Source organism: Nocardia vulneris, assembly GCF_001613425.1.
Classification (GTDB): Bacteria; Actinomycetota; Actinomycetes; order Mycobacteriales; family Mycobacteriaceae; genus Nocardia; species Nocardia vulneris.
Window position 1 is genome coordinate 13,904 of record NZ_BDCI01000015.1, and the last position, 13,405, is coordinate 27,308.

Here is a 13,405-nt window from a genome sequence, read left to right on the forward strand (position 1 = left end):
GTCGACAACGGGCGGACCGGTGCGGCCCTTACTCTCTGGCTTCCTCAATCCCGCAGGTCCCGGTGGGGACTGCGCGCTAAGCCGAAGACCTTGTCGATCTTCCTATCGAAGGTACCACGAAGTGGAGGCTTATCCTCCACTTGATTTGTGTGGCGTACGAGACACTGGCACGACACACCGGAGGGTGACTCGGCACAAGCCGTGACGAGGGGCACACTGGGGCTCGGCGGAGAGTTCGCCGTGAGTCGTAGGAGAGTGGGGTAGTCAGCATGTACCGCGTATTCGAAGCACTCGACGAGCTGGTCGCCATCGTCGAGGAGGCGCGTGGCATCCCGCCGACCCGCAGCTGCATCGTGCCGCGCGGCGACGTGCTCGAACTGCTCGACGACGTGCGCGACGCGTTGCCGGGCGAGCTGGACGACGCCCAGGATGTGCTCGACATCCGAGACAAGATCGTGTCCGACGCCCGCTCGGCCGCCGACGTGACGGTGACCAGTGCCAACGAGCAGGCCGCGCACACGATCGGCTCGGCTCGGGAAGAGGCCGACCGCATCCTCGCCGACGCCAAGGCGCACGCCGACCGGATGGTGGCCGAGGCCAGCGCGCACGCCGACCATCTGGTCAACACCGCGCAGGCCGAGGCCGATCGCGTGATCGCCGACGGCAACGCCGAATTCGAGGCCGTCACCAACCGGGCCCGGGTGGAGTCCGAGCGAATGATCGAGGCGGGCAAGGCTTCCTACGACCGCTCGGTGGCCGACGGCGAAGCGGAGCGGGACCGGCTCGTCTCGCAGACCGAGGTGGTGCGGGCCGCGCACGCCGAATCCGCGCGGGTGATCGACGCGGCGCACGCCGACGCGGACGCGATGCGCGAGGAATGCGACCACTACGTCGACTCGAAACTCGCCGACTTCGAGGAAACGCTGTCCAATACCTTGCGCACGGTCGGCCGCGGCCGGCATCAGCTGCGCTCCGGCGCGGGCGCCCCCGACTACGCCGGCGAATATCGCCGCTAGCGCAGGCAGCGCCGGAGTCGACCTGCGCCGATTTGGGCGGACGCCACTGCTCGCGTACCGTTGAGTGGTTGCCCATTCCCCCCGATTGTGAAGTGAGTTCGTGATGCCCGCCGGTTCCGGTTCTGCCTCGCGTCCGCGCTCGGCCTCGCGCCGGGAGCCGGACGCGGCTTTCGTGCTGGACGTGCGCAGCCTCGGCCGCCGGCCGGGGACGATGCGTGAACTGCAGCGCACTTTCGATACCACCGCGCGGATCGGCCTCGACCTGGTCGGCGTCCCGGTGGGCGCGCAGGTCGAGTTCGACCTGCAGTTGCAGGCGGTGTCCGAGGGTGTGCTGGTCACCGGAACCGTGCACGCGCCCATCGAAGGCGAGTGCTCGCGCTGCCTCGAACCGTTCACCGATGGGATCGATCTGCACCTCACCGAGCTGTTCGCCTACCCGGACAGCACCACCGAGCAGACCACCGACGACGACGAGGTCTACCGCATGGTGGACGACACCATCGACCTCGAACCGGTGGTCATCGACGCGATCGGACTGGAACTGCCGCTGCAGCCGCTGTGCACCCCGGACTGTGCCGGACTGTGCGCGGAATGTGGCGTACGGATGGCGATTGCGGGTTCTGCGCACTCGCATGAGATACTTGACCCTCGCTGGGCCGGGCTGGCGAAGTTCGCCACCGAATCGCCCGGCAACGGCAGCCCCGAACCGGGTGCGGCCACAGCAACAGACCACTCAGCCGATATGGCAAGCAATAGGACAGAGGAGAAGTAGTCGTGGCCGTTCCCAAGCGCCGGATGTCCCGTTCCAACACCAGGTCGCGGCGCAGCCAGTGGAAGGCCACCGCGCCGACCCTGATCACCTGCCCGAACCGCGCCTGCGGTGAGAAGACCCTGCCGCACATCGCGTGCCCGTCCTGCGGCACCTACAAGGGTCGCCAGGTCACCGCTGCTGTCTGACAGTTCGACCTGTCGTATCGACGTGACTGTTGAACCAGACTCGTCCGGTGCACACGCGAGCCTGCTCGCGGCGCTCGGCGTCGAGGTGCAGCCGGAGTTGCTGCGCCTGGCGCTGACGCACCGGTCCTACGCATACGAGAACGGCGGGCTGCCGACCAACGAGCGCCTGGAGTTCCTCGGCGATTCCGTCCTCGGACTGAGTATCACCGAGCGGCTGTATCGCGAGCACCCGGACAAGTCCGAAGGTGAGCTGGCGAAGCTGCGCGCGAGCGTGGTGAACATGCACGCGCTCGCCGAGGTGGCTCGTCAGCTCGGCGCGGGCGGTCTCGGCGCGCACCTGCTGCTCGGCAAGGGCGAAGAGCTCACCGGCGGCCGGGACAAGCCGAGCATCCTCGCCGACGGTATGGAGTCGCTGCTCGGTGCGGTGCACCTGGAGCACGGCATCGACGTCGCGCGCGCGGTGGTGTTGCGCCTGTTCGCCGACCTGCTCGAGCGCGGTCCCCGCATGGGAGCCGGGCTGGACTGGAAGACGAGCCTGCAGGAGCTCACCGCGGAGCGCGGCCTCGGCGTGCCCAGCTACGAGATCACCTCGACCGGTCCCGATCACGACAAGGAATTCACCGCGACCACGATGATCGGCGGCCAGGCCTACGGCCAGGGCGTCGGCCGATCGAAGAAGGAAGCCGAGCAGAAGGCCGCGGGCACCGCCTACCAGGCGCTGACCGCCGAAGCCTGATCGTGCCCGAACTTCCCGAGGTCGAGGTCGTCCGGCGCGGTATCGCCGAACACGTGGTCGGCCGGGTCATCGACTCGGTCGCGATCACCCATCCCCGCTCGGTGCGCCGTCATCTCGAAGGCGCCGCCGATCTCGCCGCACGGCTGGCCGGACTGAAGGTCCAGTCCGCCGAGCGGCGGGGCAAATTCCTGTGGCTCACCTTCGACGAGCCGGACACGTCCCTGGTCGTGCACCTGGGGATGAGCGGGCAGATGCTGGTGCAACCCGCCGACGCGCCGCTGGAGAAGCACGCGCACATCCGGGCCACCCTGAGCGACGGCACCCAATTGCGTTTCGTCGATCAGCGCACCTTCGGCGGCTGGGCACTCGCGCCGCTGGTCGAGGTGGACGGCACCCTGGTGCCGGAACCGGTCGCGCACATCGCCCGTGACCCGCTGGACCCGCGCTTCGACGTCGAGTCCGTGGTGCGCGCGATCCGCGCCAAACAGACCGAGATCAAACGCGTGCTGCTCGATCAGAGCGTGATCTCCGGCATCGGCAACATCTACGCCGACGAATCCCTGTGGCGCGCAAAGCTGCACGGCACCCGCCTCGCTTCCGGCCTGTCCCGCCCCGTGCTGCGTGGCCTGCTCGCCGATGTCGGCGCGGTGATGGGGGAGGCGCTCGCCGCGGGCGGTACCTCGTTCGACGCGCTGTATGTGAACGTCAACGGCCAGTCCGGTTATTTCGAGCGTTCCCTCGCCGTGTACGGCCGCGAGGACGAGCCGTGCCGCCGCTGCGGAGCCGCGATCCAGCGGGAGAAATTCATGAATCGTTCCTCCTATTCTTGCCCGCGGTGCCAGACGAAGCCTCGCCCTCGTTAGGGAGCACGAGCTACCTTTCTTGTAGGCGGTCCGGGTGTCGGGGCCGTGGAGGAAGGACATATGCGCAAGCTCACGTACTACGTAGCGTCGACCATCGACGGATTCATCGCCACCGATGACGGGTCGGTCGATTTCTTCCCGGTCGGCGGCGACCACGGCCCTGCGATCACCGCGCAGTACCCCGAGACGCTGCCGACCAAGGTGCGCGAGTCGCTCGGCATCGATAAGCGCAACCGCTATTTCGACACCGTGCTGATGGGCCGCAAGACGCACGATTTCGGCGTGCGCACGGGTACGTCGAGCCCGTATTCGCATCTGAAGCAGTACGTGGTGTCGACGACGCTGCCGGAGGATCCCGACCCGGACGTCGAGTTGATCGCCGCGGATCCGCTGGCGAAGGTGCGTGAACTCAAGCGCGAACCCGGACTGGGCATCTGGTTGTGTGGCGGCGGTGAACTCGCCCAGGTGTTGCTGCCGGAGATCGATCAGATCTTCCTCAAGCTGTACCCGGTATTGCTCGGGCACGGCCGGTCGCTGTTCGGCACCGGTCCACGGCTGCCCGACGCGGCCCGGTTCCGGGTGATCACCAGCCGCGTCTTCGAGGACGGAGTGGCGTTCATGAAGTACAGCAGGATTCGTTAACCGCGGTGGCGGAAGACGATTCGAGCGCGACCGGCCCGGCGGCGACGCCGGGCCCGGTCGAGGTGCTGCGCGAGATCGGCTTCTGGCTGGAACGTGCGCGAGCCGAGACCTATCGGGTGAAGGCCTACCGCAAGGCCGCCGATATCGTGGCGGGACTGTCCGCGGCCGAACGCGCGGCACACAAGGCAGCGCGCAGCTGGCGGGAGATCCCGGGGATCGGCCCGAAAACCGCCGCGGTGATCGAGCAGGCATCGGCCGGCGTACTGCCGCAGTACCTGATCGATCAGCGCAACGCCGCGAAGCCGATCGGCGCGCCCGGTAAGGCGCTGCGCACCCGCCTGCGCGGCGATCTGCACACCCATTCGGAGTGGTCCGACGGTGGCAGCCCGATCGCGGAGATGATGGGCGTCGCCGCGGCGCTCGGGCACGAATACTGCGCGCTGACCGATCATTCGCCCCGGCTCACCGTGGCGAACGGCTTGTCCGCGAGCCGGTTGCGCAAGCAGTTGGACGTCGTCGCCGAATTGAACGAGCGGATGGCGCCGTTCCGGATCCTGACCGGCATCGAGGTGGACATCCTCGACGACGGCACCCTGGATCAGCAGGCCGATCTGCTCGCCGAACTCGATATCGTGGTGGCCAGCGTGCATTCGCACCTGCGCGCGGACAGCGCGACGATGACCAAGCGGATGGTCTACGCGGTCGCCAACCCTAACGTGGACGTGCTCGGGCACTGCACGGGCAGGCTGGTCACGGGTGGTCGCGGCACCCGGCCGGAGTCGAGCTTCGACGCCGAGGTGGTGTTCGAGGCATGCCGCACGTTCGGCACCGCCGTCGAGATCAACAGCAGGCCCGAACGACGGGATCCCCCTTCGCGTTTGATGCGGCTGGCGCTCGAGATGGACTGCCTGTTCGCCATCGATACCGACGCGCACGCGCCCGGTCAGCTGGATTGGCAGGGCTACGGCTGCGAACGCGCGGTAGCCAATGATGTTCCGGCCGACCGCGTGATCAACACCTGGCCGCTGGCCGACCTGCTCGCCTGGACGCAGACCGCCGAAGCTTGATGGCCAGTGCTTGGCCGAATCGTGAATTGTGCGCGGGCGCGTCACACTTGCGGCCGCTGTCTCGTCCCTCTGTTGTACGAGGACATCGAGGAAAGGACTCACCGTGGCACGGATGAAGCTCGCAGAGGTCGCCCCCGAGTACTACAAGGCGTGGTTCGAGGCGGAGAAGGCGATCCGGCGCGGTCCGCTGAATCCGGTGGTGCGCGAGCTGGTGAAGATTCGCGCGTCCCAGATCAACGGCTGCGTGTACTGCATCGACCTGCACACCACCGACGCGCGCCTGGCGGGGGAGACCGAGAAGCGGATCTACCAGCTCGACGCCTGGCGCGAGTCCGCGCTCTACGACGACACCGAGCGGGCCGCCCTCGCCTACGCGGAGGCGGTCACGAAACTCGGCGAACACGGTGTGAGCGACGAGATCTGGGCCGAGGTCGAGAAGCATTTCGACGAGGGCGCGCGGGCCGGGCTGGTCGCGGTCACCGCGATGATCAACCTGTGGAACCGGATCGGGGTCCCGCTGCGGATGCAGCCCGAGGTCGGCTGAGGCGCCGCGCGTGGGCACCGGACCGGTGCCCACGCACGCCTCACTCTTTCGGCGGCAGAAACGGCCGGGAGAAGTAGTCCTCGACCGGCAGCGGGCCGGTGTAGCGGCGGCACGGGCACTGCACCCACTCCCACACCGAAGGCGCGACGGAACGGCGTAACTCCGTGTGGCATTCACCGTTCGGATCGTGCACGGCGAGATCGTGGCCGCAGCCGCACTGCGCGGCGCTCTTCGTCTTGCCGAACGCCGCGCGGTGGCCGTAGCGCCCGATCGCCCAGCCGAGGCCGGCGATCCCGGCGCCGACGGCCAGGGTGATGGGATCGAACATGAACACATTGTACGTATACGTATGCCCCGCGGAATCGGCCCGATGTGTCGGTGCCATCGGCGAAGATGGCAGGCATGACGGAACTATCGCTGCGTGAGCTGAACCGAACCCTGCTGGTGCGTCAGATGCTGGCACAGCGGGTCGCGATGACACCGTTGGAGCTCGTCCGGCATCTGGTCGCGGTCCAAGGGCAAGAACCCAATTGGCCCTATGTGGGCCTGTGGTCCCGGCTCGCCGAATTCCGGCACGACGATCTGGCCGCCTTACTGCGAGAACGAAAACTGGTGCGGTCCACCATGATCCGCCGCACCGTGCACCTGGCCGACGTGGACGACTTCCGCTGGCTGCGCCCCACGGTGCGCCCGATCGTGCACGCCGCGTTGCAGGCGCCGTACTACCGCGACGAGATCGAGGGCATCGATCTCGCCGAACTAGCCGTCGCGGGAAGGGAATTGCTGTCCGGCCAGATCCTGTCGCGCACCGAGTTGGGTCGCCTGCTCGCCGAACGCTTCCCGGATCGGCACGCGCGCAGGCTCGCCGAGGCGGCGGAACTGCTGGTGCCGATGGCGCACAGCCCGGTGACCGGGGCCTGGGGCAAATGGCGCAACCGGTCGGTGACGGTCGCGCTCGCCGACGAGTGGATCGGTGTGCCGATGGCGACCGAGCCGCACGCGCAGACCTTGATCCTGCGGTACCTGGCGGCGTTCGGTCCCGCCACGGTGGCCGATATGCAGGCGTGGGCGGGGGTGACCAAGCTTGCCGAGGTGGTGGACGAGATGCGTTCGAGCCTGCGGGTTTTCACCGACGACCAGCACCGGGTGCTCTTCGACCTGCCCGACGCACCGCTGGCCGATCCGGGCCTGCCGATGCCAGTGCGCTTCCTGCCCGCTTTCGACAACGCGCTGCTCGGGCACAAGGACCGGCGCCGGATCATCAGCGAGGAGGATCGGCAACGGATCGCCAAGGAGGCCTCGGGCGGGGTACCGATGTACCTGGTCGACGGGTTCGTGCACGGCCGATGGGCGTTGGAGGACAGCACCATTCGGGTCACGCCCTGGCATCCCCTGTCCGCGGCCGACGAGTCCGCCCTGCGCGCCGAGGCCGAGCGCCTGCTCGGATTCGTCGCCTCCGGTCAGGACGGAAAGATCATCATCGAGGGTTGACCCGGGGTGCGGGAGCCGGGTGGGACTACTCGGGCAAAGGCGCGGCCCGGTCGGCGAAGTGCAGGCCGCGCAAGGCGAGTTCCTCCTCGAGGATCCGGATCGCCTTCGGGCCGACGCCGTGGATGCGCAGCAGTTCCTTCGCCGTCACCACGGTGAGCTGGTCGTAGCGGGTGTATCCGTGTGCGGCCAGCTCGCGGTTGGCGACCTTGCCCATCCGGTGCGGAAACTCTGCCGCCGACGCTTGCTCCGTCATCACGACCTCCCGTGCGTTGGGCATTCCTCGGATAGGCGCACGGTAGCAACACCCGCCGACACGGTGCCGGGCGATCGACGCGTGACGAAAGTCTGACGGTGCGGCGTGGAGCGCCCGCCGCGGCGCGTCCACCAGGCACGATCGGTGCATGACACGAATTGCACGGCCAGGAAATCCGGCGTGATCGGCATGCGGGTGTTGCTGACCGGCGCGGCCGGGTTCATCGGTTCGCATATCCGTCGCGCGCTGGCCGCCGCCGGGCACGAGGTGCTCGCGGTCGACCTGATGATTCCGGCGGCGCACGGACCGGCCGCCGCGGTGCCCGACGGCGTCCGGCAGGTGGACGTCCGGGACGGGGACGCCCTCGATGCGCTGCTGTACGGCGTCGACGTCGTCTGCCATCAGGCCGCGGTGGTCGGCGCCGGTGTGAGCGCGCAGGATGCGCCCGCCTACGCGAGTCACAACGACTTCGGCACGGCGGTCCTGCTGGCGGCGATGGATCGGGCCGGATGCCGCCGGCTGGTACTCGCGTCGTCGATGGTGGTGTACGGCGAGGGGCACTACCGCGGCGCGCGGTGCGGGCCGGTGCAGGTCGGCGTCCGCCGCCCGGTGGATCTCGCGGCGGGGATGTTCGAGCATCGCTGTCCGGCGACCGGCGAGGTCCTCGGCTGGGAAACGGTCCGCGAGGACGCGCCGCTGCGGCCGCGCAGCCTGTACGCGGCAAGCAAACTCGCGCAGGAGAACTACGCCGCCGCGTGGGCGGCGGTGACCGGGTCCACCGTGACCGCACTGCGCTATCACAATGTGTACGGCGCCGATATGCCCAGGGACACACCGTATTCCGGGGTCGCCGCGATCTTCCGGTCGTCGCTGGAGGCGGGGCAGTCGCCGCAGGTCTTCGAGGATGGCCGGCAGGCAAGGGATTTCGTGCACGTCACCGATATCGCCGCGGCGAACCTCGCGGCCGTCGAACAGCCGCTGTCCGGCTTCGTCGCGCTCAACGTCTCTTCCGGCCGCCCGATCACCATCGGCGAGGTGGCGGCGACGTTGGCCGCGGCGCGCGGTGGCCCGGACCCGGTGGTGACGGGCCGCTATCGGGCCGGCGACGTGCGGCATATCGTCGCCGATCCCGAACAGGCCAGGCGCGTCCTGGGTTTCGCGGCACAGGTGGATCCGGTGGCCGGTCTCACCGAGTTCGCGTTCGCCCCGCTGCGCGACAGCGCGGGGATGTGCGCACCGACCCTGTGAGCGGTCAGTTCCCCGACAGCGGCAGCCGTACCTCGAAACGGCTGCCGCCGGGCCGGTTCTCGGCCGTGATGCGGCCCTGGTGCGCCTCGACCAGACCGGCCGCGATCGCCAAACCCATGCCGCTGCCGGTGGGTACGCCGTCGGCGGCGACCGGGGAGCGCGCGGCGGTGCCGCGATAGGCGACCTCGAAGATGCGTGGCAGGTCCGTCTCGGCGATCCCCGGCCCGGTGTCGTCGACCCGCGCCCACGCCTGACCGTCGGCGGTACCCGCCGAGAGGGCGACCTCGCCACCGGGCGGCGTATGCGCGATGGCGTTGGACACCAGGTTGGTCAGCACCCGGCCGAGCGCCTGATCGTTCGCGGTGACGACGATGCGCGAATCCGGTTGCTCCGCACGGAGTTCGACCTGGGCGCGGGCCGCGGTCGGCCGGTTCGCGGCGAGCACCTCGTCGATCAGTTCCCGCAGATCCACCGGTTCCAGCTCGAGGCGCAGCGCGCCCGCGTTGATCTTCGACATCTCGAACAGGTCGTCGACCATGCGAGAGAGCCGATTCGTCTCGACGCCGATCTGCTCGGCGTAGGTCGCCACGTCGGCCTGTCCGCTGACGACCCCGTCGGAGAGCGCTTCGGCCATCGCGCGAATGCCCGCCAGCGGAGTCCGCAGGTCATGGCTCACCCAGGCGACCAGCTCGCGCCGGGACTGCTCCGCCGCGCGCTCCTGTTCGAGGATCTGCTTCTCCCAGACCATCTTTCGGGCCTGTTCGCGCCCGAGCAGGATCGCGGCGGGGACGGTGACCGCCGCGACGATGCCGAGCACCACCGCGGTGCGCTGCAGCTCCTGGGTGAACATCAGCCCGCTGACCCCGATCACGCCCGCGAGGGTGGCCAGCGTCGGAATCAGCACCAGCACCGCCATGCTCGTGGTCACCGACCGATTCCTGGTGGTGCGCAGGATGATCGCGCCGATCAGGACCACCGGCAGCGAGCAGGCCAGCGAATAGATGATGAGCTGGGTGGTGTCCTCAGGCATCGACGGCTCCGTTCCCGGTGCGCGCCCACGCGTAACCGCGGCCCCACACGGTTTCGATGCGATGGCTGTCGCCGAGCTTGGCGCGCAACCGCTTGATGTGCACGGTGACCGTGGACAGGTCGCCGAAATCCCAGCCCCACACCTTGGCGAGCAAGGCTTCCCGGCTGAACACCTGCTGCGGATGCTGGAGTAGGAAGACGAGCAGGTCGAACTCGCGCGGCGTCAGATCCACGGGCGCCCCCGCGACGAGGACGAGCCGGACCGCCGGACGGATCTCCACGGCGCCGTCGCGCAGCACCGGATGGTCGCTGTCGCGCACCACCTGCGAGCGCCGCAGCACCGAGGCGACGCGCAGCGCGAGTTCCCGTGGGCTGAACGGCTTGGTGACGTAGTCGTCGGCGCCCGCCTCCAGGCCGAGCACCCGGTCGTCCTCGTCGCCGAGGGCGGTGAGCAGGATGACCGGCATGTCCGGTCGCGGGCCCGAGCGGATGCTGCGGCAGATCTCGATGCCGTCCGGCGCGGGCATCATCACGTCGAGCACGGCCAGCTCGATCACCTCGTCCGGATTCGCCAGCGCCGCCAAAGTGGTTGTGCCGTCTGCGGTTTCCCGCACGGTATGGCCGTCGCGCTCGAGATAGCGGCGGACCACATCCCGGACGACGGGATCGTCGTCGGCGATCAGAATCGTCATGCTCTCACCAGTTCGTCAGGATCGTATGGACCAGTAGCAGGGTCGCGGCGGCTTGCAGCGCGAGCCAGGGCCGGGCGGCGGCGCGCGGCAGAAAAGCGGTCGCGGCGAGCAACCAGATATCGAACGGTAGCCAGATTCGCTCTGTCTCCGCTTTGCTCAGCCCGCTGAGGTCTGCCGCGAGTATCGCGCACAGGGCCGCGGCGACCAGCAGCGCCGTCGGGTCGAGGGCACGTAGCGGGCGCGGCGACAGCGCGCGGGACAGGCCCGCAGCCGTCGCGAGGCCCACCGCGCACACCGTCGCGGCCAGGTTGCCCCACCACCAGTACGCGTAGGACCGCTCACTGGCGATGCCCTGGTAGTAGCGCTGCACCACCAGGTGATAGCCGTCCAGCCACCAGAAACCGGACAGCGTGAACGCGGCCACGACCACCAGCGCACCGGCCAGTGCGGGCAGCAGCGGGCGCGCGGTCCGGGCCGCGATCAGCACGGCCACGGCCGGAAACGCCATCAGTACCAAGCCGTAGCTGAGATAGCTGCCGAGCGCGAACAGAACGCCCGCGGCGATCGCGGCGCTGGTCTTGCCGCCTGGTCGCGCGGCGATCGCCAGTAGCGCGACGGCCCAGGCCGTGACACCGGCGAACATCGCGTCCGCGGAGACCGCGATCCACAACGCGGCGGGCGCGAGCACCAGGAACGGCAGCGCCGCCCGCGCTCGATCCTCGGCGCCGAGCGCCCGCAGCGCGACCGCGACGGCGAGCACCGCACTGGTGCCGATCAGTAGGCAGGCCACGCCCGCCCACGCGCCGCCGCCGAGGCCGATACGGTCGAGCAGCACGAAGAAGAGCAACGCGCCCGGTGGATGCCCCGACACGTGCGTGGTCCACGAGTCCGGCTCGAAATCGAGGATGCGGTCGGCGAATCCGCGCAGCATCGCGCCGATGTCGGTGACGCCGCCGACCTCGTGCAGGTACTCGTTGGGATCGGTGAGCCGACCGGCGAATCCGCGCTCCCAGCCGTCGACCATGGCGAGCGCGAACGCCCAGCCCAGCGCGGCCGCCCAGGAGACGGCCAGCAAGGGACGCCAAGACAACCGGCGCGCGAGCGTCGGGCCCTGTGCGACAACGACAATCGCGAGCGCGATCGCCGGCCCGGTACCCCAGCCCACGTGCGGCAACCAATTGCCGAAAAGCGGTGCGGCACCGGCATACAGCTTGCTACGCCACGATTCGCTGGCAATTCGCGGGACGACGAAGGCCGCCGTGACGAGCACGGCGGCGCCGCCCGCGCCCACCAGGTCGCCACGGAGCCGGGCCCGCCGCGGGGGATCGAGGACAGAGGTGTCGGGCACGGCTATCACGATAGGGCGGCAATCGAGCCGTCTCTGCAGATCCCGGCGGTTTTTCTGATGATGTCACTGTTTCGTCACAGGTTTTCGAGCCGTTTCGCAGCCGCGACGGCTTAGCGTCGGCAGCGTGACTCGAACCCAGGTTGATCCTGCCGGAGTGACCGTCGTGATTCCGTGCCGGGACGAAGCTGATGCGTTGCCCGACGTACTCGCCGCGCTACCCGCCGGATACCACGCCCTCGTGGTCGACAACGGCTCCACCGACGGCACCGGCGCCGTCGCGCGCAGCCGCGGCGCCACGGTGGTGCACGAGGCCAGACCGGGCTATGGCGCGGCCGTGCAGGCGGGTATCGCGGCGGCCCGCACCGAGCTGGTCGCGGTACTCGACGGCGACGGATCGATGGATCCGGCCGAACTGCCCGGCCTCGTCGAATTGGTGCGTGGCGGAGCCGATCTCGCGGTCGGGCGGCGGCGGCCGACGCACGCCGGGGTCTGGCCCTGGCACGCCCGGCTCGGCAATCTGCTGGTCGCGCGCCGGTTGCGGCGCAAATACGGTCTGCCCGTGCACGATATCGCCGCGATGCGGGTGGCGCGGCGGGCCGGAATGCTGGCGCTCGGACCCTTGCACCAGCGGTCCGGCTATCCCCTCGAACTGCTGGTCGGCGCGGCGAGCGCGGGTTGGCGGGTGGAGGAGCGGGACATTGCCTACCGGCCGCGCGCGGGCGGGGTGTCGAAGGTGTCGGGCTCGTGGCTCGGAACCCTGCGTGCCACCAAAGATTTCCTGGCGGTGCTGCGATGAGCTGCTGTCCGGCGACGCTGCTGGTGATCGCGAAGGCGCCGATCGCGGGCTTCGCCAAAACCCGGCTCGCTCCGCCGCTGACCCCGCGCGAAGCGGCCACGGTGGCCGCCGCCGCACTGCTGGACACCCTCGACGCGGTGCTGCGCAGCGAGGTCGCGCATCGGGTCGTCGCGTTCACCGGCGATCTGTCGGCGGCCGAATGCGGTGGCGAATTGGCAAGGGCACTCGAGCTGTTCGAGGTCGTCCCGCAACGTGGCACGGGGTTCGGTGCGCGCCTGGCGAACGCGCACGCCGATGCCGCACGTTTCGGTGCGCCGGTATTCCAGATCGGGATGGACACGCCGCAGATCGGCCCCGACACACTGACCGCGGCGGCGCGTGCGCTCGCCGCGGGTGACGGTGCGTTGCTCGGCCCGGCCGAGGACGGCGGCTGGTGGGGACTCGGACTGCCGTCGCCGCAACCCGCTCGACTGCTCGAGCACGTGCCGATGTCCACCGATCGCACCGGTGAGTTGACACGGAAGGCGTTGCAGCAGTGTGGGTATACGGTGACCTCGCTGCCGCGATTCAGCGATGTCGATACCTTCGCCGACGCACAACGGGTCGCCGAGGTTTCGCACGGCCGATTCGCCGGGGAGATCCACCGGCTGCGTGAGCGCGGGTTGGTGCGATCGTGAGTGGCGTCTGCGGTGCGGTGCGCCGGGCCGGCACGATCCGCGTTCC

At 69.4% G+C, this 13,405-nt stretch carries 17 protein-coding genes; 12 read left to right on the top strand and 5 right to left on the bottom strand.

Annotated elements, in window-relative coordinates; translation table 11 throughout:
* Positions 1-269 precede the first annotated feature (269 nt).
* The 8 genes from NVU01S_RS16355 to NVU01S_RS16390 all read left to right on the top strand — a co-directional run bounded on the left by NVU01S_RS16355 (position 270) and on the right by NVU01S_RS16390 (position 5,825).
* Positions 270-1,016 (top strand): DivIVA domain-containing protein, encoded by a 747-nt coding sequence (locus NVU01S_RS16355; RefSeq protein ID WP_042254125.1) that lies wholly within the window; start codon positions 270-272, stop codon positions 1,014-1,016.
* 103 nt (positions 1,017-1,119) lie between these two features.
* Positions 1,120-1,788: a YceD family protein gene (locus tag NVU01S_RS16360; RefSeq protein ID WP_043676502.1), complete on the top strand. Its 669-nt coding sequence runs from the start codon at positions 1,120-1,122 to the stop codon at positions 1,786-1,788.
* 2 nt (positions 1,789-1,790) lie between these two features.
* On the top strand, positions 1,791-1,973 hold the full coding sequence (gene rpmF / locus NVU01S_RS16365) for a 50S ribosomal protein L32 (RefSeq protein WP_014987105.1): 183 nt from the start codon (positions 1,791-1,793) through the stop codon (positions 1,971-1,973).
* Between the two features lie 22 nt (positions 1,974-1,995).
* Positions 1,996-2,709: a ribonuclease III gene (gene rnc / locus NVU01S_RS16370; protein WP_043676504.1), complete on the top strand. Its 714-nt coding sequence runs from the start codon at positions 1,996-1,998 to the stop codon at positions 2,707-2,709.
* Positions 2,710-2,711: 2 nt separating this feature from the next.
* Positions 2,712-3,572 (top strand): bifunctional DNA-formamidopyrimidine glycosylase/DNA-(apurinic or apyrimidinic site) lyase, encoded by an 861-nt coding sequence (mutM, locus tag NVU01S_RS16375; protein WP_043676506.1) that lies wholly within the window; start codon positions 2,712-2,714, stop codon positions 3,570-3,572.
* 60 nt (positions 3,573-3,632) lie between these two features.
* Positions 3,633-4,214, top strand: coding sequence for a dihydrofolate reductase family protein (locus NVU01S_RS16380; RefSeq protein WP_014987102.1), 582 nt, complete (start codon positions 3,633-3,635; stop codon positions 4,212-4,214).
* 5 nt (positions 4,215-4,219) lie between these two features.
* Complete coding sequence (locus tag NVU01S_RS16385) at positions 4,220-5,281, top strand: PHP domain-containing protein (RefSeq protein WP_052280988.1); 1,062 nt, start codon at positions 4,220-4,222, stop codon at positions 5,279-5,281.
* Positions 5,282-5,393: 112 nt separating this feature from the next.
* The gene (locus NVU01S_RS16390) at positions 5,394-5,825 is read left to right on the top strand and encodes a carboxymuconolactone decarboxylase family protein (RefSeq protein ID WP_014987099.1); all 432 of its coding nucleotides are present in this window, start codon (positions 5,394-5,396) and stop codon (positions 5,823-5,825) included.
* Positions 5,826-5,865: 40 nt separating this feature from the next.
* On the opposite strand, the gene NVU01S_RS16395 is transcribed toward NVU01S_RS16390, so the two are convergent.
* Positions 5,866-6,153 (bottom strand): hypothetical protein, encoded by a 288-nt coding sequence (locus NVU01S_RS16395; protein WP_063776014.1) that lies wholly within the window; start codon positions 6,151-6,153, stop codon positions 5,866-5,868.
* Between the two features lie 74 nt (positions 6,154-6,227).
* On the opposite strand from NVU01S_RS16395, the gene NVU01S_RS16400 reads away from it, so the two are divergent.
* Entirely contained in the window at positions 6,228-7,316 is a 1,089-nt protein-coding gene (locus NVU01S_RS16400; RefSeq protein WP_043676509.1) for a winged helix DNA-binding domain-containing protein, read from the top strand.
* A 25-nt stretch (positions 7,317-7,341) separates the two neighbouring features.
* Here the strand turns inward: NVU01S_RS16400 and NVU01S_RS16405 are convergent, their stop codons facing one another.
* Positions 7,342-7,569 (bottom strand): helix-hairpin-helix domain-containing protein, encoded by a 228-nt coding sequence (locus NVU01S_RS16405; RefSeq protein ID WP_043676602.1) that lies wholly within the window; start codon positions 7,567-7,569, stop codon positions 7,342-7,344.
* 180 nt (positions 7,570-7,749) lie between these two features.
* Between NVU01S_RS16405 and NVU01S_RS16410 the strand changes: the two genes are divergently transcribed.
* Complete coding sequence (locus tag NVU01S_RS16410; RefSeq protein ID WP_043676604.1) at positions 7,750-8,817, top strand: NAD-dependent epimerase/dehydratase family protein; 1,068 nt, start codon at positions 7,750-7,752, stop codon at positions 8,815-8,817.
* Positions 8,818-8,821: 4 nt separating this feature from the next.
* Here NVU01S_RS16410 and NVU01S_RS16415 read toward each other — a convergent pair whose 3' ends face one another.
* From NVU01S_RS16415 to NVU01S_RS16425, 3 genes are read right to left on the bottom strand one after another with little or no spacing between them, the layout of a single operon-like run.
* Positions 8,822-9,847 (bottom strand): sensor histidine kinase, encoded by a 1,026-nt coding sequence (locus NVU01S_RS16415; RefSeq protein ID WP_043676511.1) that lies wholly within the window; start codon positions 9,845-9,847, stop codon positions 8,822-8,824.
* Complete coding sequence (locus NVU01S_RS16420; protein ID WP_043676513.1) at positions 9,840-10,538, bottom strand: response regulator transcription factor; 699 nt, start codon at positions 10,536-10,538, stop codon at positions 9,840-9,842. Before NVU01S_RS16420 ends, NVU01S_RS16415 begins: the two co-directional genes overlap by 8 nt.
* Before the next feature lie 4 nt (positions 10,539-10,542).
* Positions 10,543-11,886: a hypothetical protein gene (locus tag NVU01S_RS16425; RefSeq protein ID WP_156161768.1), complete on the bottom strand. Its 1,344-nt coding sequence runs from the start codon at positions 11,884-11,886 to the stop codon at positions 10,543-10,545.
* Positions 11,887-12,010: 124 nt separating this feature from the next.
* Between NVU01S_RS16425 and NVU01S_RS16430 the strand changes: the two genes are divergently transcribed.
* Complete coding sequence (locus NVU01S_RS16430) at positions 12,011-12,682, top strand: glycosyltransferase family 2 protein (RefSeq protein WP_043676515.1); 672 nt, start codon at positions 12,011-12,013, stop codon at positions 12,680-12,682.
* Positions 12,679-13,359 (top strand): TIGR04282 family arsenosugar biosynthesis glycosyltransferase, encoded by a 681-nt coding sequence (locus NVU01S_RS16435; protein ID WP_043676517.1) that lies wholly within the window; start codon positions 12,679-12,681, stop codon positions 13,357-13,359. The genes NVU01S_RS16430 and NVU01S_RS16435 overlap by 4 nt, the downstream gene beginning before the upstream one ends.
* The last annotated feature ends 46 nt before the right edge of the window (positions 13,360-13,405 follow it).